Below are 18,288 nucleotides of genomic sequence, written 5' to 3'. Positions count from 1 at the left end.
TTGTTGTATATAAAGGTTTAATACCTGTAGTTGGCCGAATACTTACCAAAAGTTGAACACAAAACTTAAGGAGTGCAGTTCAGTCATGTAGTGAGGGTGATTTCTCGTTTTAAAGACTATCTAATCAAATCCCATTCCAATCAGTTTGCCACTACATATATGTGAAATGCCCCCAGAAAGTTATGTATCTAACTTTTGGGAGCACTTCACATCTTTATATAACGAACAAACCTTAATCTGTCAAGATCTAATTAGACAGCCTTTTAGAAACACTAACCTATCTCTTATTTCTTCATCACTCGGACAATCCGTCCGTCTTTCTTATAAGAGAAATGATTGGTATGCATTAATACATTCAGTATCTCATCAGCAGTGCTATCAGTAGAGAATTCACCGGTAAACCGTTCTGATTTCAATGCTTCATCCTTATAGATAAATTTGATGTCGTACAACTTCTCCATAATATTGGTTATTTCCAATAAAGACTGTTGCTTAAATTCCAACTTGCCATTAATCCAGAGAAGCACATCTGTAGGTTGGTTATATTCAATTAACTCTGCTTGATAAGTATCCGTATTTACATTCAATGTCTGTCCCGGTTTCAACAAATAACCATTCTCTTCCGTTCGCGGAGAATCTACCCGTACCAGTCCTTGAAGCAAGGTAGTCACTACCCTATTCTCATCTTGGCGTGCACGCACATTAAATTTCGTACCAAGCACACAAGTCTTGATTTGCTTACTATTTACTATAAATGGAGCATGTTTATCATGAGACACTTCAAAATAGGCTTCACCCGACAAATCGATTTGACGATCCGAACTCCATAAAGAATTATGATAAACTATTTTTGAAGATGCATTCAGCCATACCTTACTACCATCCGGCAACACAGTCTGCGCTCTCTGTCCGGCAGCAGTTATCACCTCATAATCCGAAAGCTTATTAGAAAGTAATCCCCAGGCAATTCCACCGGCAAAAACGAGTCCGGTAAGAAAAGCAGCCGCCACAGTAGCATAACGTCCCCAACGGATTGAAACACTTTTCCGCTTAGCCTTTTTCTCCTTTTCTCTGATAGCTGATTTAAATTGATCCAATGACGCCTCTGTATCTACAGTATTCATCACCGCTATACGCTCACCTACAAAGAGAGTGTAATAAAGTTGCTCCAAAGTTTTCCGGTTTTCCGGCCCTTCCTCGCACCAAGCTTCCACCCGAGCAGCTTCTTCATCATTACATTCACCTTGCAGGTAATTCACCAAGATAGTTTCATCCATGCTCTTTTATCTTTTTACAAAAAAAACTATAATACCTTTGTAGTAATACAGTTGTGAGCACAAATATACTAAAGAGAAAAAGAAAAAAATATTTTTTCTCGCATTTTTATTTCATTTATCTACTTCTTTCATTATTTTTGTCTTACATAAATTAAAAGAGAATGTCACAATCTCCGATATATTTGGATATTAATAATAATAAGTCCGTTATCACTGCCCTAAAAGCAGGAGAAGAAAAAGTTTTTGACGTCGTCTACAGACATTATTTCCGTAGGCTATGTGCTTTTTGTTCCCAGTATGTAGGTGAGCAGGAAGAAATAGAGGAGATTGTACAAGAAACGATGATGTGGCTGTGGGAAAATCGTTGCACTCTTATGGAAGAGTTGACACTCAAAACACTTCTTTTTACGATTGTCAAGAACAAAGCTCTCAACCGTCTTTCCCATTTTGAGATCAAACGAAAAGTTCATCAGGAAATCGTTGATAAATATGATAGTGAGTTCAATAACCCGGACTTCTATTTGAGTGATGAGCTTTTCCGTTTATATGAAGAAGCACTAAAAAAACTTCCGAAAGAATATCTCGAAGCTTACGAGATGAACCGCAATCAACATCTGACGCATAAAGAAATTGCCGAGAAGCTGAATGTATCTCCACAAACGATTAATTACAGGATTGGACAAGCCTTAAAGTTATTGCGAGTAGCTTTAAAAGACTATCTACCTTTATTCATACTTATTTTCGGACCTAATTTTTTCGAACAATCATGAAATCAAAATTTGTATTTAGTAGTTCAAGCCTGTTTATCGGACTTTTTCTTTTCTTCTTCACTGAAAACGTGTGTTCACAAGAATCCGCTGATAACTGGACTCTTAAACAAGCCCGTCAATGGACACAAAAACAAGAATGGGCAAACGGACTGAAGGCAATGCCTCATAAAACAACCGATTATCAGGAATTTGCGTCACAATATCATAAGAACCAGAAAGTGTGGGACAAGACTTTCCAATGGCTAGCTACCCACGACCTTGCGAATATGCCTGCCGGACGATATGAAGTGGATGGCGAACATTGTTACATCAATGTACAGGATGCAACAACACAAGATGTCAGTAAACGTAAAATCGAAGCACACCGCCATGGTATTGATCTGCAATATGTAGTGAAAGGCACCGAACGTTTCGGAATTACTTCAGCAGAATATGCAGAGCCTATCACTGAATACAAACCGGATGTTACTTTCTACAAAGCCAAGAAAATAAAATATGTAGATTCCACTCCGGATACATTCTTCATGTTCTTCCCCAAAAACTTTCATCAGGCATTGGTAAAGGCAGGGAAAGAACCGGAGGACATACGGGTCATTGTTGCTAAAATCGAATATATCCCATAAACAGAAACATGAGTGAACTTTTAGTCTATAAAGCCTCCGCAGGTTCGGGTAAGACATTTACCCTGGCAGTGGAATATATCAAACTGTTAATTCTCAATCCCCGCGCCTACCGGCAAATTCTCGCTGTCACCTTTACCAATAAGGCAACTGCAGAAATGAAAGAACGCATTCTTAGTCAGCTTTACGGCATACAGATAGGCGATAAAGATTCCGAAGCCTACCTCAACCGAATTAAAGAAGAGACAGGAAAAACCGAACAGGAGATACGGGAAGCGGCAGGCGTCGCCCTTAGCTATATGCTGCATGATTACAGCCGGTTCAGGGTAGAGACTATCGACTCATTTTTTCAATCTGTCATGCGCAATCTCGCACGGGAACTGGAACTTAGCCCGAATCTGAATATTGAGTTAAATAACACCGAAGTTCTTAGTGACGCTGTAGATAGCATGATTGAGAAACTAGGACCCACTTCTCCCGTTCTCGCATGGTTACTCGATTATATCAACGAACGAATTGCCGACGATAAACGTTGGAACGTGTCGGACGAAGTAAAAAGTTTCGGACGCAATATTTTCGATGAAGGTTATATTGAAAAGGGAGAAGGACTCCGGCAACGGTTACGAAACCCTGATACCATCAAAGAGTATCGCAAGCAACTGAAAGCGCTGGAAACGGAAATTCTGGAGCAAATGAAAGGATTCTACGACCAATTCGAAGGAGAACTGGATGGACACGCACTGACTGCTGATGATCTGAAAAACGGTTCACGCGGAATCGGAAGTTATTTTCGTAAACTTAATAATGGTATTTTAGGCAATGATATCCGTAATGCTACAGTAGAAAAATGTCTGGAAGACGCAAAGAACTGGGCAACCAAGACTTCTCCCCGCTACGCGGACATCATTAATTTAGCCAACTCTAGTCTCATGCAAATTCTGGAAGATGCTGAAAAGTTACGTTCCAAGAATAATTTGTTACTGAATAGTTGCCGATTATCCCTGCAACATCTCAACAAAGTGCAACTCCTCGCCAATATCGATGAAGAAGTACGTCAGTTGAATCACGACAACAATCGTTTTCTATTATCAGATACGAATGCCCTGCTCCATCAACTGGTGAAAGACGGTGACTCCTCTTTTGTATTCGAAAAGATAGGAACGAATATCCATAACGTCATGATAGATGAGTTTCAGGATACCAGCCGGATGCAATGGGGAAATTTCAAATTGCTCTTACTGGAAGGATTGTCTCAAGGAGCAGACAGTTTGATTGTAGGAGACGTTAAACAATCCATTTATCGTTGGCGAAATGGCGATTGGGGAATTCTCAACAGCCTGAATAATCACATCGAACATTTCCCGATCCGCGTCAAGACATTAGCTACCAACCGGAGAAGTGAAACCAATGTTATCCGGTTTAATAACCAAATCTTCACAGCTGCCGCCAACTATCTGAACGGAGTATATAAGCAACAGTTAGGCAAGGATTGTGAGGATCTGCAGAAAGCTTATGCCGACGTTGTGCAGAAATCTCCCCGAAGTACAGAAAAAGGATATGTAAAAGTCTCTTTTCTCGAACCCGACGAAGAACATGATTATACCGAACAGACATTAATTAGCTTGGGAGAAGAAGTGCAACATCTCCTCACCTCCGGAGTACAACTGAATGATATAGCCATCCTGGTACGAAAAAATAAAAGCATTCCTCGAATCGCCGACTACTTCGATAAGGAGCTACACTATAAAGTGGCATCAGACGAAGCCTTCCGCCTTGACGCCTCTCTTGCCATTTGTATGATGTTGGATGCACTGCGATTCCTTTCCGATGAAAATAATAAAATAGCACGTGCCCAACTGGCCGTAGCCTATCAAAACGAGGTTTTACAGAAAGGACTGGATTGGAATACTCTCCTACTCCTCCCTGCCGAGAATTATCTTCCCGCCGCTTTTCTTGAAAAGACAAAGGAACTAAGGTTAATGCCTCTCTATGAGCTTTTAGAAGAACTTTTCAGCATATTTGAGATGAATCTTATCAAAGATCAGGATGCCTATTTATTTGCTTTCTTTGATGCGGTGATCGATTATCTGCAAAGCAACTCTTCCGAGCTAGACGGATTCATCCGGTATTGGGACGAAACATTATGCAGTAAAACAATTCCGAGTGGAGAAGTAGAAGGTATCCGGATTTTCTCCATACACAAATCCAAAGGATTGGAATTCCATACCGTACTCCTTCCTTTCTGCGACTGGAAACTGGAGAATGAAACCAATAATCAGCTTGTATGGTGTGCCCCGCAAACAGCACCATTCAATACATTGGATATTCTTCCTATTAACTATTCCACCCAAATGGCTGAATCGATTTATGGTAACGACTACCTGCAAGAACGTCTTCAACTTTGGGTAGATAATCTCAATCTACTATACGTTGCTTTTACCCGCGCTGGAAAAAATCTCATTATCTGGAGTAGAAAAAGTCAAAAAGGTACCATGTCCGAACTATTGGCAAACACCCTACCGATAGTAGCCCAAGAAGAAGGGATTGACTGGGAAGAAGACTGTTACGAGCAAGGACAACTATGCCCTTCCGAAAAAGAAAGAATCAAGACATCCACAAACAAGCTAACCCAGAAACCAGAGAAACTCCCTATTCGGATGGAATCCATGCGGCATGATATTGAATTTCGTCAGTCCAACCGCTCTGCTGACTTCATTCAGGGCATTGAAGAAGAAGATTCGGACGACCGCTTTATCAACCGCGGACGTATGTTACATACTTTATTTTCTGTCATCGAAACAGCAGAAGATATTGATCCAGCCATCGAACGGCTTATTTTTGAAGGAGTTATCAGAAATGACGAGAAAGAAAAAGTGGCTCGTGAAGTTGCAAAGAAAGCTTTTTCTTCTCCTAAAATTCAAGATTGGTATTCCGGAAAATGGACACTGTTTAATGAATGTGCTATTATCTATAAAGAAAAAGGAGTTTTGCAAACCCGTCGTCCGGATCGTGTAATGATGAAAGACGATCAGGTTGTTGTAGTCGATTTCAAGTTTGGTAAGGAAAATCCTAAATATAACAAACAAGTGAAAGGATATATGCAACTTCTTACCAAGATGGGATATAAGAATATCACCGGCTACTTGTGGTATGTGGATGAAGAAAAAATAGAAAAAGTATGAAAGCTGTTCCTCTCATCGGCATTGCCCGCCATCGACTAACGATTGACGGTGAAGGAGTTACAACATTAGTTGCTTTCCATGGCTGTCCGTTGCGTTGCAAATATTGTCTCAATCCAACTTCTCTACAGCCTGATGGCGTTTGGGAGAGATACGATTGTAACCAACTCTACGAGGAAGTACGCAAAGACGAACTTTACTTTCTGGCGAGCTGCGGAGGAGTCACATTTGGAGGTGGAGAACCATTATTGCAAAATGAGTTCATCCGGCAGTTTCGCCAACTTTGCGGACCGGAATGGAGAATCACTGTCGAAACGTCTCTCAATGTTCCACTACAGAATGTAGAAGAGTTGATTTCTATTGTAGATAATTATATCGTCGACATCAAAGACATGAATAATGACATTTATCAGCGATATACCGGAAAAGGTAATGAAAGGGTTTTATGCAATCTCCGGTATTTAATCGGAGAAGGCAAAGCCGGAAAAATTATCATTCGAACACCGCTCATTCCTTCTTATAATACGGAGAAAGATGTAGACTACAGCATAGAGCTTTTGGAAGAAATGGGAATCACCCGATTCGACCGATTCACCTATAAAACCCCTAATGATTAATGCCATGGCACGAGGAAAACAAACCTGTAAAATCTTAAAAGAGATTCGTCGGCAGATAGCAGAAGCGAATGATATTGAATTCATTACTTCTGAATGTCAGTATCAAGGAGATTGTTTGGGTACTTGCCCCAAATGCGAAGCTGAAGTTCGATATTTGGAGCAACAGCTTGAACGAAAACGCCGTGTAGGTAAGGCTATCACTCTGTTTGGACTATCAACTGGCATACTTACAATAATACCTCCTACTTCATTGAACGCAGAAACACTACAATGCCCTAAAATGAATTGGACCATTACTGCTGACAGCCTGATACAAGAAAAAGACATGAAAGGAGAAGCTCCTTTTTATGGTCCGGAGAAGCTACCGGAATTTCCCGGAGGAATAGCAAAATTTATAGAATTTCTGAAAGAAAATCTTCGTTATTCAGAAATAGATAGTATTGCTAATAATACATACACTGATGTACAATTCACTATAGATCATGACGGACAAGTTATCAACCCAAAGATTACTCGCAAGACACATCCCAAAGTTGAAGCTGAAATATTAAGGGTCATGTCTCTCATTCCTCGTTGGACACCTGGCATGTTGGCAAATGAGACAGTACAAGTGACATACAATCTGATGCTCTCATTCAGTGCGATGTATGGCCCGGAATTGAGAATCACTTATACTCGTATAAACTATCCTAACGTTTACGAGGAAGTTCCAGTTATGCCTCAATTTCCTGAAGGCCAGCAAGCTCTCATGCAGTTTCTTGCAAAAAAAATCCAGTATCCCACAATAGCACAGGGAGATATGTGCATGGGACGTGTTATAATTCAGTTCATCATTGACAAAGAAGGCAATATAATCAAACCCAGAGTTGCACGTGGCATAGATCCTTACCTGGACAAGGAAGCATTACGCGTCATCAACCAAATGCCCAAATGGAAACCCGGAGAACTGGAAGATGGTACTAAAGTAGCCGTTTATTTCACCGTTCCGGTTATGTTCCGGGCACAATAAATATATGAATTAGAAAAAACTGAATCAATATGCAATCATTTCTCCAACTAGTCGCTCATGATTTATATACCAAGATAGGAAACGACCTGTCACGTACGGCACTCGTTTTCCCTAATAAACGTGCTAACTTGTTCTTCAATGAATATTTAGCCGGAGAATCCGATCAACCGATTTGGTCACCAGCTGCCATGAGTATCAGCGACCTGTTTCAGAAACTATCCGTACAGAAAAGCGGCGATCCTATTCGATTGGTCTGCGAACTTTATAAAGTGTTCAAAGAGGAAACACGGAGTCAGGAAACATTGGACGATTTCTACTTCTGGGGCGAATTGTTGATTAGTGATTTTGATGATGTAGATAAGAATATGGTCGATGCCGACAAATTATTCAGTAATCTACAAGATTTGAAAAATCTGATGGATGACTATGAATTCCTTGACAAAGAGCAGGAAGAAGCCATACAACAATTTTTTCAGAATTTCTCCATTGAAAAACGGACCGAACTAAAAGAAAAATTTATTTCCCTTTGGGACAAGCTAGGTACTATCTACCATCGTTACCGTGCGAACCTGACAGAGTTAGGTATTGCTTACGAAGGTATGCTCTACCGGAACGTGATCGAACAACTTGATACCGAACAACTCAAATACGACAAATACATATTTGTCGGGTTCAATGTTTTGAATAAAGTAGAAAATGACTTTTTCAGAAAACTGAAAGATGCGGGCAAGGCACTTTTCTATTGGGACTATGATATTTTCTACACCCAACAAATCAAAAAACATGAGGCCGGAGAATTCCTAAAACGTAATCTCGAGGAATTTCCGAACGAACTCCCGGAAAGCTTGTTCAACACCTTTAAAGAACCGAAGAAAATACGTTATATTTCCGCTTCTACCGAGAATGCCCAGGCACGTTTCCTTCCCGGATGGATTAAGGCGATAACAAACGATCATTCACAAATTGCCGTAGAAAAGGAAAAAGAAAATGCTGTAGTGCTTTGTAATGAAGCTCTGCTTCTCCCTGTACTTCATTCCATTCCGCAGGAAGTGAAAAATGTCAATATCACCATGGGATTCCCATTGGCACAAACTCCTGTTTATAGCTTTATCAATGCCGCAATGGAACTGCAAACCAATGGTTACCGCTCCGACACCGGCCGATTCACTTACGAGGCAGTATCCGCCATATTGAAACATCCCTATACCCAGCAATTATCATCCCATGCTGGTCCCCTGGAACGTGAACTGACCCAAACAAACCGTTTTTATCCACTCCCGTCGGAACTTAAACAGGATGATTTCCTAACTACCCTCTTCACTCCCCGTAATGGTATAAAAGAACTATGCGATTATCTGATCGAATTAATCAAAAACATTTCAACCATTTATCGGAAAGAAGGAGAATATAATGATATTTTCAATCAACTATATAGAGAATCGCTCTTTCAAAGCCATACCAAAATCAACCGTCTCTACAGTTTGATTGAAAGCGGAGAACTAAATATACGCACCGATACTCTGAAACGACTGATTACCAAAGTACTGACATCTTCTAACATTCCTTTCCACGGAGAACCTGCTATCGGAATGCAAGTCATGGGAGTATTGGAAACACGTAATCTGGACTTCCGGAATCTCATTATATTGTCTCTCAACGAAGGACAACTTCCAAAATCCGGAGGAGATTCCTCTTTTATTCCCTATAATCTCCGGAAAGCATTCGGCATGACCACTATCGAACACAAAAATGCAGTGTATGCCTACTACTTTTATCGACTGATACAACGGGCAGAGAATATCACGCTACTCTACAATACTTCTTCGGACGGTCTCAACCGTGGAGAAGAATCCCGCTTCATGCTGCAATTGCTTGTAGAAGGTCCACATGATATCACTCGCGAGTATCTGGAAGCCGGACAATCTCCGCAAAGTACCCAAGAGATACGAGTAGAAAAAACACCTGAAGTACTAAGACGAATCTATCGTGCTTACGATAGCACCAATCCAAATTCAGTGATTCTCTCTCCTTCCGCCCTTAATGCTTATCTGGATTGCCGATTGAGATTCTACTACCGGTATATAGCGGGTTTGAAAACACCGGACGAAGTTAGTGCTGAAATTGATTCCGCCCTATTTGGAACCATTTTTCACCTCTCCGCCCAATTGGCATACACCGACCTGACTGCAGCTGGAAAAACGATACAGAAAGAAGATCTTGAACGCTTATTACGCAATGACGTGAAGCTACAAAGCTACGTTGACCAAGCCTTCAAAGAAGAATTATTCAAGGTTTCTCCCGAAGAAAAACCGGAATATAACGGTATACAACTTATCAACTCCAAAGTAATTGTTTCCTATCTGAAACAATTGCTGCGCAACGACCTTCAATATACCCCTTTCGAAATGGTCGCTATGGAAAAGAAAGTTTCAGAAGAGATTACTATACAAACAGGACAAGGACCGTTCACTCTCCGTCTGGGTGGCACAATCGACCGTATGGATGCAAAAGAAAGTACCCTGCGGATTGTTGACTACAAAACAGGAGGAAGCCCTAAAATACCTGCTAATATCGAGCAACTGTTCACCCCATCGGAAACACGCCCGAACTATATCTTCCAGACTTTTCTGTATGCCGCTATCATGAGCCGGCAACAATCGTTGATGGTAGCTCCTGCCCTGCTCTACATCCACCGGGCAGCATCGGAAAACTATTCGCCTGTTATCGAAATGGGAGAACCCCGTAAACCGAAAATACCGGTAAACAACTTCGCTTTCTTTGAAGATGAATTCCGTGAACGCCTGCAAGCATTATTAGAAGAAATATTCAGCGAAGAAGAGACTTTTACGCAGACAGAGGATACTAAAAAATGTTCGTATTGCGATTTTAAGGCTATCTGCAAACGATAGGCCGAAAATAGAATATACCATTAAATAAGGACACGATTTACATATTCATGCAAACCGTGCCCTTATTATTTCTAGTCCGTGTTATCTCTAGTTATTCTTATTTTTCCAACAATGGGATTGAGAAACTAAATGTAGACCCGTCTCCCTTCTTTGAAGTAAACCAAAGTTTACCGCCATTCTTGACAACAAAGTCCTGACACAATAATAATCCGAGTCCCGAACCTTCCTCATTGTTTGTACCAAAGGTACTGAAATGAGTATCGGTATGCAGCAACTTCTTCTGATTTTCATCATCGATACCACAACCGCTGTCTTTCACACTTACGATTGCCATACCGTCTTCTTCTGCCAGTGATACCACTACTTCCGAACCTTCATTACTAAACTTAATCGCATTACTGATTAAATTACGGATCACCGTCTTAATCATATCAATATCAGCACGAACAGCCATATTTTCCACAGGTACATCCTGTACAATCTTAATATTCTTCAGACTGGCCACCATCGTAAAGATTTCACTTACGCCCTCTACCACTTCTACCATATCAATATCCTGATAAACCACTTTCAGCTTACCAATCTGGCTCTTCGTCCATTTCAGTAGATTATCAAGCAATGAGAATACATCTTCAGTTGTCTGATTGGCCATCGTTAGCAATTCATACATCTCCTCACCAATTGTTTCGCTTGGCAGATTCAGAATCAGCATATTCAATACCATCTTGATGGACCCCATAGGCGAACGCAAGTCATGTGCAATCACAGAATAAAGTTTGTCACGTCCCATAATAGTCTTACGTAACTCTTCCGTTTGTGCAACAATGATTCTTTTCGCTGCAACTAACGAAATCTGGTGTGTCACACGAATAATCAGCTCTTCTTTGTTGAATGGCTTTGAGATAAAGTCGTTACCACCCACCTGAAATCCTTTAACGATATCCGCCGTACTATTAAGAGCAGTCAGGAAGATAATGGGAATTTCAGCCATTTCGGGATCCGCTTTCATTTGTTGAGCCACCTCAAATCCACTGATATCCGGCATCATCACATCCAGCAATACTAGATCCGGATTTTCCTTCTTCACTTGTTCCAACGCCTGTGTTCCATTACCGGCAGTCACAATTTTGAATTTCTCGTTGGTCAAAAGTACCTTTAATAAAAGGACGTTTGATATTACATCGTCCACAATAAGGACTTTATATTCGGAAGGATTAATTTCCATATTCATAATTTTCTTTTTTTATGCTTCAGACATTTTTAAAATATTCAATCATACGCTTCAGCCCTTCTTCCAGTTCAACGGTAGGCTGCCAACCCAGTTTCTCTTTAGCCAATGTAATATCCGGTTGTCGCTGTTTCGGATCATCATCCGGCAAAGACTTAAATACAATTTTCGAAGATGAGCCGGTCAGGCTAATGATCCTTTCCGCCAATTCCAACACTGGAAACTCATTCGGATTCCCCAAATTCACAGGGCCTGTAAATCCGTCCTCCGTATTCATCATTCTTATCATTCCCTCAATCAAATCATCAATATATTGGAAACTACGTGTTTGTTTTCCATCACCATATATAGTTATATCTTCATTATTCAACGCTTGAAGAATAAAATTAGAAACAACCCGGCCGTCGTTTGGCAACATTCGCGGACCATACGTATTAAAAATACGGATAATCTTCACACGCACACTGTTCTGACGGTGATAATCCATAAATAACGTTTCTGCGCAACGCTTCCCCTCATCATAACAAGACCGGTAACCTACCGGATTCACATTCCCCCAGTAGCTTTCCGGTTGCGGATGAACGATTGGATCTCCATATACCTCACTCGTAGAAGCTTGCAGAATCTTGGCATCCAGTCTCATTGCCAATCCCAGCATATTAATGGCTCCCATCACAGATGTTTTGGCAGTTTGAATCGGGTCATGTTGATAATGAATGGGAGATGCCGGACAAGCCAAATTATAAATTTCATCTACTTCAACCGAATAAGGATAAGTGACATCATGCCTCACCACCTCAAAATGATGATTATCCATCAAGTGAATGATATTATCTTTCGAACCCGTAAAAAAATTATCCAGGCATATCACGTCGTGACCTTCGTTTATAAGCCGAGTACAGAGATGAGAGCCTATAAAACCGGCTCCGCCACTTACCAATATTCTTTTCATTCTAAATATTTCTATTGTTTACTAAAGAGACGCTGTCTCTTCGTTTTGTTTATGGTCACAAATGTAACCGATTTGCTTAAAATAAACAATTTTCGGAGAGGATATTTTAAAAAAAAGAAGATTTAAATAGTTTCAATTTCCGAAACAACTTGCCACTGACAAATGTTTATAATAGAAAAGTATTATTTATTAGAACTATTATGATGACAAATAATCCAAATGCAAACCTCATAGAAGCGATGAAAGAAAAGCTTCCGCTCAAAGGACAACTGGCAGATATGTTAATGGACACGCTATACATAGGAAAAGAGGCAGTATACAGAAGATTGCGCGGTGAAGTACCTTTCACCTTACAAGAGTCAGCCCTTATTTCAAGAAAACTGGGTATATCGCTAGACAAGATTATAGGACTAAGTTTCAAATCGAACGCCATGTTTAATATAAACATTGTAGATTATGACGACCCGTTCGAGAGTTACTACAATATCTTTGAAAAATATGTCTCGCTAATCAATACGATGCCGGATGACCCGAATTCTGTAATGGGAACTTCTGCCAACATTATTCCCCAGACTCTCTATCTGAAACATGAACTTCTGGCAAAATTCCGTTTATTCAAATGGATGTACCAGAATAAATATATTGATTGCAAGAGTTTCGAAGAATTGGATATTCCACCGAAACTGGTCAATATCCAGAAAGACTATGTAGCAATGACACGTCATATCCACTCCATAGACTATATATGGGATAATATGATTTTCCAACACCTTATCAACGATATCCAATACTTCGCCAGCATCCATCTCATTTCCGACGAAACAAAAGAAGAAATCAAAAATGAATTATTCTTATTGGCGGACGAACTGGAAGAACTGGCTATCAATGGCAAGACAGCCGATGGCAATCGTGTACGCATCTATGTGTCGAATATCAACTTCGAGGCAACATATAGCTATGTAGACACCAATAACCTGCAAATGAGCCTCATACGTATTTATTCCATCAACTCCATTACCACGATGGACAACGAAATTTTCTGTACCTTGAAAGAATGGATTCAATCTCTGAAAAAGTTCTCCACTTTGATATCCGAAAGCGGTGAAATGCAGCGTATTCAATTCTTCAAGCAACAGCGAGAAATTATTGACGCTCTTTAATTTTATTTTCGCAGATTAGAACTTCAAAAAAAAATCAGTTCCAATAAATGAAAGTAGATAAGATTCTTATCTACTTTTTTTCATTCCCTGTCCTCACCGCTTCCGTTTGATTCCCAATCAGAAAAAGACACATACATTCATCTCTGTTTTTCCACACAAATCTTTCAAACACAAGACGTAATTTTGCATAGAATGTATCACAGAGATTATTAACATTAAAATTAAAGGAACAAACAATGAAAAATGGTATTCTAAACGAATTAATATCTACAATGAGGGAGCGAATTCCTCAAGATATGAATCTGGCCAATACTTTGGCTGACATTTTATGCATGGGAAAGGAAGCTGTCTATCGCAGATTGAGGGGTGAGGTGTCTTTTACAATAGACGAAGTAGCGCTGCTTTCTCAAAAACTCGGTATTTCTATCGACCAGATTGTAGGTAGCCATGTATCTAATAAAGTTACTTTCGACCTGAACTTACTTCATGCCACTAGTGCGCTGGAAAGTTATTACGAAATAATCAACCGTTATCTGCAAATTTTCGACTATGTGAAAACAGATAATACGACGGAGGTGTATACTGCATCCAATTCCCTTCCCTTTACACTTTATTCTTCCTATGAGAATTTGTCTAAATTCCGTCTTTGCCGATGGATGTATCAGAATGGGGATATAAAGACGCCACATTCTTTGGAAGACATGTCTGTGGATGAACGGATCGTCAATGTGCATAAGAAGCTGAGTGAAAGTATAAGACAGTGTCCAAAAACGTTTTTCATCTGGGACACAAATATCTTTTATTCTTTTGTGAAAGAGATCAAGTACTTTGCCAGCCTGAATCTGATAAACAAGGACGATGTCATGCATTTGAAAGAAGAACTTCTTCAGTTACTTGGCGTGGTAGAACATCTGTCCATAAAGGGAGAGTTCAGCGAAAACAAGAAAGTGTCTTTCTATCTGTCCAATATCAGTTTCGAAGCCACTTACAGCTATATCGAGAAACATGATTACCAAGTCAGTCTGCTGCGGGTATATTCTATCAACTCGATGGATTCGCAAAGCTCATATATCTGCCAGATGCAACGCAATTGGATTCAATCGTTGAAGCGCCACTCTATTCTGGTTTCGGAAAGTGGAGAAGCACAGCGTATTGCTTTCTTGCAAAAGCAGTTGGAAGTTATCAATACGTTGTAAACAAAGGGAAACACACTAAACATTGTGGATTCTAGGAATAAAAAGAAAAGGATTTAATAGACGAGCTGTATCAGAATGAAGACAAACAACATTCTGATACAGTTCTTTTAGCTTTTATTCTATTGTGCGCACACAACGATACCAAGCCCAAGTTGTGGACTCTACCGTAGCCCATGCACCGAATTCACCATTATTATGTCCGACCAGCCAATAGTTGCTATCGCGTGAAGTCAATGTCCAGTGCACAGCACTAATCTTCTTGAATCCGTTCCCTGTCCAAGTAGTCGAGTCACCGAAACCTTGGTTTTCGATATTGGTAACAGCCCCTCCCATACTGAGTACTAAATACATCTCACGCTGAGTAGGTAGACGCCAGCCACTCCCTTTGCTTTCGCATGCCGCTTTTGCTTCCGCCCAAGTTTTACCATTACTACTGGAATTTTCAATCTGAAACTTAGGAGCAACCTTATTCATTGCGCCACTTGTATCCGGAGTTTCACCTGAAGCAAATAACACCGAAGGATCTGTTCCTCCACTGGCATCGCGAGAGACAATAGTGACCCCCGAGGATTCTACCATCAAATAAGGGTACTTCTTTCCGCTATTTGTATTATCCCTTACGCAACGAAAATAATTATTATTACTAACAGGTGCGGAATCCGGATAACCTGCCGACATTTCCATCCCAAAACGTGTTGTAGAGCCTTTAGCCTCATAGTATGATGAAGACCAGTAGTTACCTGTCCAGTTTTGATACCACCCATATATATTCTGACCGTCATGATAATTACTGTTAATCGCATTACCACCCAAAGCATTTTCATAGACAAATGACAGCAACAGTTCACTAGCAGTAGGCAGACGCCAACCATCGCCTATATTCCTACAGATATCCTCCGCATCGGCTACATTTTCCAATCGCCCCACACTTTGGTTAGTTCCGTTATAATATCTCCTATTATCAAACCGAAGCGGATAAAGATAGAAAAGAGGTTCCCCGGCAGTTGTGTAAGATTTGGTTTCGGACACCATCTGAAGGTCAATCGTACGATAAAACGGGAATTCTTCATCCGCCACGGTATGCATTACATTTCTGAACGTGATTCTTATCGTTCCGCTTTTTCCTTCTTTCCACTTGCCGGGGTGAAGCTTCAGCCTGAAATCGTATCCATGACCAACCACATCATTTCCCTTGCCGTCATCATAGCCTATGATAGACTCAAGATACATCTTGTCGTCCGCATTCTTTCTACCTATAATTACATCATTATCCGAATCGGTCCGAATCAGTCCGGTGCCATCATCGTTCGTTATATTCAATTCCTCAATATCCATAATTTCCCAATTGTTATTGACAAACAATTGCAAGTATTGTTCCGCACCCAGATTGACTTTATAAGTACGACTATTGACTGTAGTGGAAAGATATCGGAGTGAAAACTCCAGCTCCCCCTGATTGATGGGGAATTGTACTTGAGTAAGGTATCCTTCCTTATCGTACAGGTCGAACAACATAAAGTCCCAACGCCACCACCAGCCTGCACCATCTTCAACAGTACCATCGCCTGCTCTTCGCGGATTAGGCTGTATGGTAAACGCCTGTACCCTTTCACTGAACGGTATCGCATTCGTCCTGTCTAATTGCGGAATCAAACCGCCGGCATTATATTGGACCATATTGACACCGCCAGTGCCATAAAGCTTACCTTCTATCCTATCCACGGAAAACATGACATACACCGTCTGCGGTTCGAGAGGGAGTTCGTCGCCATCAGGATTTCGAATTGGAAAAAAAAGATCTCTCTCCAACACATTTCCGTATGCATCGACAAATTTGATAATTCCCGGATCTATTGTATACTGCGTCACTTCAATATTGTGAGTCAGGCGCCCTGCCGTCAACGTAACAGTAGCCTTACGCCCAACACCAATATTTTCATTATTAAAATATGGAATCTTCAATTTGAGTTGGGTATCATCGTTTGCAATGCCCGATGCCGCATCAGCTCCACCTTCAAATTTGAGCCAGTCGTTCCCTGCAGTAATGGTGGCCTTCCAGCCTCCGGGACTGTCAGTAAAAACGTCTATAGCATAACTATTATTCTGGTATTGAGTTACAGCGACCTCCGATTCACCCACTCCAAGCATATATTGCCCATTGTAGACTATATCTTTGACCTTATCACGATCATAGTGTATCAACCGGAATTTCAGGTTGGACATGACTGTATATGATGCCAGCGCCTCGCTAAAACTTTTATAACCGGTTCCCAATGCTTGGGTAATGGTAATGATGTATTTATGGTTTCGCTTCAAAGGCAAATATTCCACCTGCTCTCCTGTATTTCCGTTTTTGGTAAAATCCACCCGGTAAAATGTCGATTCACCCGTACCGATCCTTCCTTTCACAATCAGGCAAGTAGCATCCTTACGGCTCGCTTCTCCGTCTGCTCCCGCACCACCGGCATCCTCTGCCGCCAGGGATTCAAATGTATAAATCTCCCCATCGTAGGGTGTGTTACCATTTACGGAATAACGGATTGCATCCCCTTCCTCCGTCATTTTACCACTGCCCGTGGGGAGAACAGGAGTATCCGGAGCCGGTTCAGTAACCTGCCCGTTCGTGTTCCATGCCGGAGCAATATATCCGGTGGTATTGTAATTGGCCAGGTAAACCTCTTCGACCGTGAAATTTGAAGTGACACTGTTATTACGGATATCAATACGCGCCAGCATACGTTTCATATTAATTTCGGTTATCGGATTCATCGAAGGAGTGATTTTGCTTATTACCTTCTCCCCGTACATCGGAATCCGCGTATACCCACCGGTTGTCGAGCCGTCTGCCAGCCATTTGCCGGTTTGGGTGTGGAGCATCTTTTCCATTGCCTCAACCTTGGTGGTCGCTCCCTTCGTGAAGCCCGACACAATATTATCAAGTTCCTTATTTGCCACAACCACGATGCAGGTAGATGCGGTAGTGGGAGAAAGCACAGCAGAGAAACTCACAGTGGAATTGTCAGCCAAGTCCTGCGTAACTCCTGTAGCGCTGACCCATTCCAGAAATACTGCCGGCGTTTTTGACATATCAAAAACAAGAATATCCACCGTTTCTATTTCGTCTTCTTTCTTTGCTGTTCCCGTTCCGGTCATCGTACGCGAAGATACGGACGGGAGGTTTACATCGGGAACCGTTAATGTAAAGCGAATACCGTTTCCTGCCGGAGAAGGTGTCGACTCAAATTCTTCCTGTACGCATCCGGTAAGCCATACCGTCATCAACAGAACAGACAAAAGATAGCACTTTCTTTTTATTGAAAACCCATATTGCATATTTCTATTTCCTTTCCTTAAACTTTGATATTGCATAT

Annotated in this window: 12 protein-coding genes; 8 read left to right on the top strand and 4 right to left on the bottom strand. The window is 41.0% G+C overall.

All coding sequences use genetic code 11. The features are described from left to right. Positions 1-284: 284 nt before the first annotated feature. On the bottom strand, positions 285-1,277 hold the full coding sequence (locus DXA54_RS20415) for a FecR family protein (RefSeq protein WP_120080541.1): 993 nt from the start codon (positions 1,275-1,277) through the stop codon (positions 285-287). Between the two features lie 161 nt (positions 1,278-1,438). Here DXA54_RS20415 and DXA54_RS20410 point away from each other — a divergent pair, with 161 nt between their 5' ends. The 6 genes from DXA54_RS20410 to DXA54_RS20385 are packed head-to-tail and all read left to right on the top strand — an operon-like array spanning position 1,439 to position 10,381. Continuing rightward, positions 1,439-2,047, top strand: coding sequence for an RNA polymerase sigma-70 factor (locus DXA54_RS20410; RefSeq protein ID WP_004300457.1), 609 nt, complete (start codon positions 1,439-1,441; stop codon positions 2,045-2,047). Continuing rightward, positions 2,044-2,670, top strand: coding sequence for a YhcH/YjgK/YiaL family protein (locus DXA54_RS20405; RefSeq protein WP_004308167.1), 627 nt, complete (start codon positions 2,044-2,046; stop codon positions 2,668-2,670). Before DXA54_RS20410 ends, DXA54_RS20405 begins: the two co-directional genes overlap by 4 nt. 8 nt (positions 2,671-2,678) lie before the next feature. Further along, positions 2,679-5,849, top strand: coding sequence for a UvrD-helicase domain-containing protein (locus tag DXA54_RS20400; protein ID WP_008647356.1), 3,171 nt, complete (start codon positions 2,679-2,681; stop codon positions 5,847-5,849). Next, complete coding sequence (locus tag DXA54_RS20395) at positions 5,846-6,463, top strand: radical SAM protein (protein ID WP_008647354.1); 618 nt, start codon at positions 5,846-5,848, stop codon at positions 6,461-6,463. The genes DXA54_RS20400 and DXA54_RS20395 overlap by 4 nt, the downstream gene beginning before the upstream one ends. Then, the gene (locus DXA54_RS20390; protein WP_008647352.1) at positions 6,456-7,472 is read left to right on the top strand and encodes an energy transducer TonB; all 1,017 of its coding nucleotides are present in this window, start codon (positions 6,456-6,458) and stop codon (positions 7,470-7,472) included. Before DXA54_RS20395 ends, DXA54_RS20390 begins: the two co-directional genes overlap by 8 nt. Positions 7,473-7,501: 29 nt before the next feature. Then, complete coding sequence (locus tag DXA54_RS20385; protein ID WP_008647351.1) at positions 7,502-10,381, top strand: PD-(D/E)XK nuclease family protein; 2,880 nt, start codon at positions 7,502-7,504, stop codon at positions 10,379-10,381. Positions 10,382-10,478: 97 nt separating this feature from the next. Here DXA54_RS20385 and DXA54_RS20380 read toward each other — a convergent pair whose 3' ends face one another. After that, positions 10,479-11,612, bottom strand: coding sequence for a hybrid sensor histidine kinase/response regulator (locus tag DXA54_RS20380; RefSeq protein ID WP_008647350.1), 1,134 nt, complete (start codon positions 11,610-11,612; stop codon positions 10,479-10,481). A gap of 19 nt (positions 11,613-11,631) precedes the next feature. Next, entirely contained in the window at positions 11,632-12,561 is a 930-nt protein-coding gene (locus tag DXA54_RS20375) for a UDP-glucuronic acid decarboxylase family protein (protein WP_008647348.1), read from the bottom strand. A gap of 200 nt (positions 12,562-12,761) precedes the next feature. Between DXA54_RS20375 and DXA54_RS20370 the strand changes: the two genes are divergently transcribed. Together DXA54_RS20370 and DXA54_RS20365 are read left to right on the top strand one after the other, a co-directional pair. Continuing rightward, positions 12,762-13,721, top strand: a complete 960-nt coding sequence (locus DXA54_RS20370; RefSeq protein ID WP_008647347.1) for a hypothetical protein — start codon at positions 12,762-12,764, stop codon at positions 13,719-13,721. A 236-nt stretch (positions 13,722-13,957) separates the two neighbouring features. After that, the gene (locus tag DXA54_RS20365; RefSeq protein WP_004300446.1) at positions 13,958-14,917 is read left to right on the top strand and encodes a hypothetical protein; all 960 of its coding nucleotides are present in this window, start codon (positions 13,958-13,960) and stop codon (positions 14,915-14,917) included. A 114-nt stretch (positions 14,918-15,031) separates the two neighbouring features. On the opposite strand, the gene DXA54_RS20360 is transcribed toward DXA54_RS20365, so the two are convergent. After that, entirely contained in the window at positions 15,032-18,250 is a 3,219-nt protein-coding gene (locus tag DXA54_RS20360; protein ID WP_032852600.1) for a fimbrial protein, read from the bottom strand. Between the last annotated feature and the right edge of the window lie 38 nt (positions 18,251-18,288).

Source organism: Bacteroides sp. OF03-11BH (genome assembly GCF_003604005.1).
GTDB lineage: Bacteria > Bacteroidota > Bacteroidia > Bacteroidales > Bacteroidaceae > Bacteroides > Bacteroides ovatus.
The sequence above is the reverse complement of the archived record's forward strand: the minus strand, read 5'-3'. Positions and strand labels throughout refer to the sequence as shown.

Bases quoted from the DNA above. Each gene is read 5' to 3' on its own strand.
- DXA54_RS20415 (WP_120080541.1), bottom strand. From the start codon at position 1,277: ATGGATGAAACTATCTTGGTGAATTACCTGCAAGGTGAATGTAATGAT.
- DXA54_RS20410 (WP_004300457.1), top strand. From the start codon at position 1,439: ATGTCACAATCTCCGATATATTTGGATATTAATAATAATAAGTCCGTT.
- DXA54_RS20405 (WP_004308167.1), top strand. From the start codon at position 2,044: ATGAAATCAAAATTTGTATTTAGTAGTTCAAGCCTGTTTATCGGACTT.
- DXA54_RS20400 (WP_008647356.1), top strand. From the start codon at position 2,679: ATGAGTGAACTTTTAGTCTATAAAGCCTCCGCAGGTTCGGGTAAGACA.
- DXA54_RS20395 (WP_008647354.1), top strand. From the start codon at position 5,846: ATGAAAGCTGTTCCTCTCATCGGCATTGCCCGCCATCGACTAACGATT.
- DXA54_RS20390 (WP_008647352.1), top strand. From the start codon at position 6,456: ATGATTAATGCCATGGCACGAGGAAAACAAACCTGTAAAATCTTAAAA.
- DXA54_RS20385 (WP_008647351.1), top strand. From the start codon at position 7,502: ATGCAATCATTTCTCCAACTAGTCGCTCATGATTTATATACCAAGATA.
- DXA54_RS20380 (WP_008647350.1), bottom strand. From the start codon at position 11,612: ATGAATATGGAAATTAATCCTTCCGAATATAAAGTCCTTATTGTGGAC.
- DXA54_RS20375 (WP_008647348.1), bottom strand. From the start codon at position 12,561: ATGAAAAGAATATTGGTAAGTGGCGGAGCCGGTTTTATAGGCTCTCAT.
- DXA54_RS20370 (WP_008647347.1), top strand. From the start codon at position 12,762: ATGATGACAAATAATCCAAATGCAAACCTCATAGAAGCGATGAAAGAA.
- DXA54_RS20365 (WP_004300446.1), top strand. From the start codon at position 13,958: ATGAAAAATGGTATTCTAAACGAATTAATATCTACAATGAGGGAGCGA.
- DXA54_RS20360 (WP_032852600.1), bottom strand. From the start codon at position 18,250: ATGCAATATGGGTTTTCAATAAAAAGAAAGTGCTATCTTTTGTCTGTT.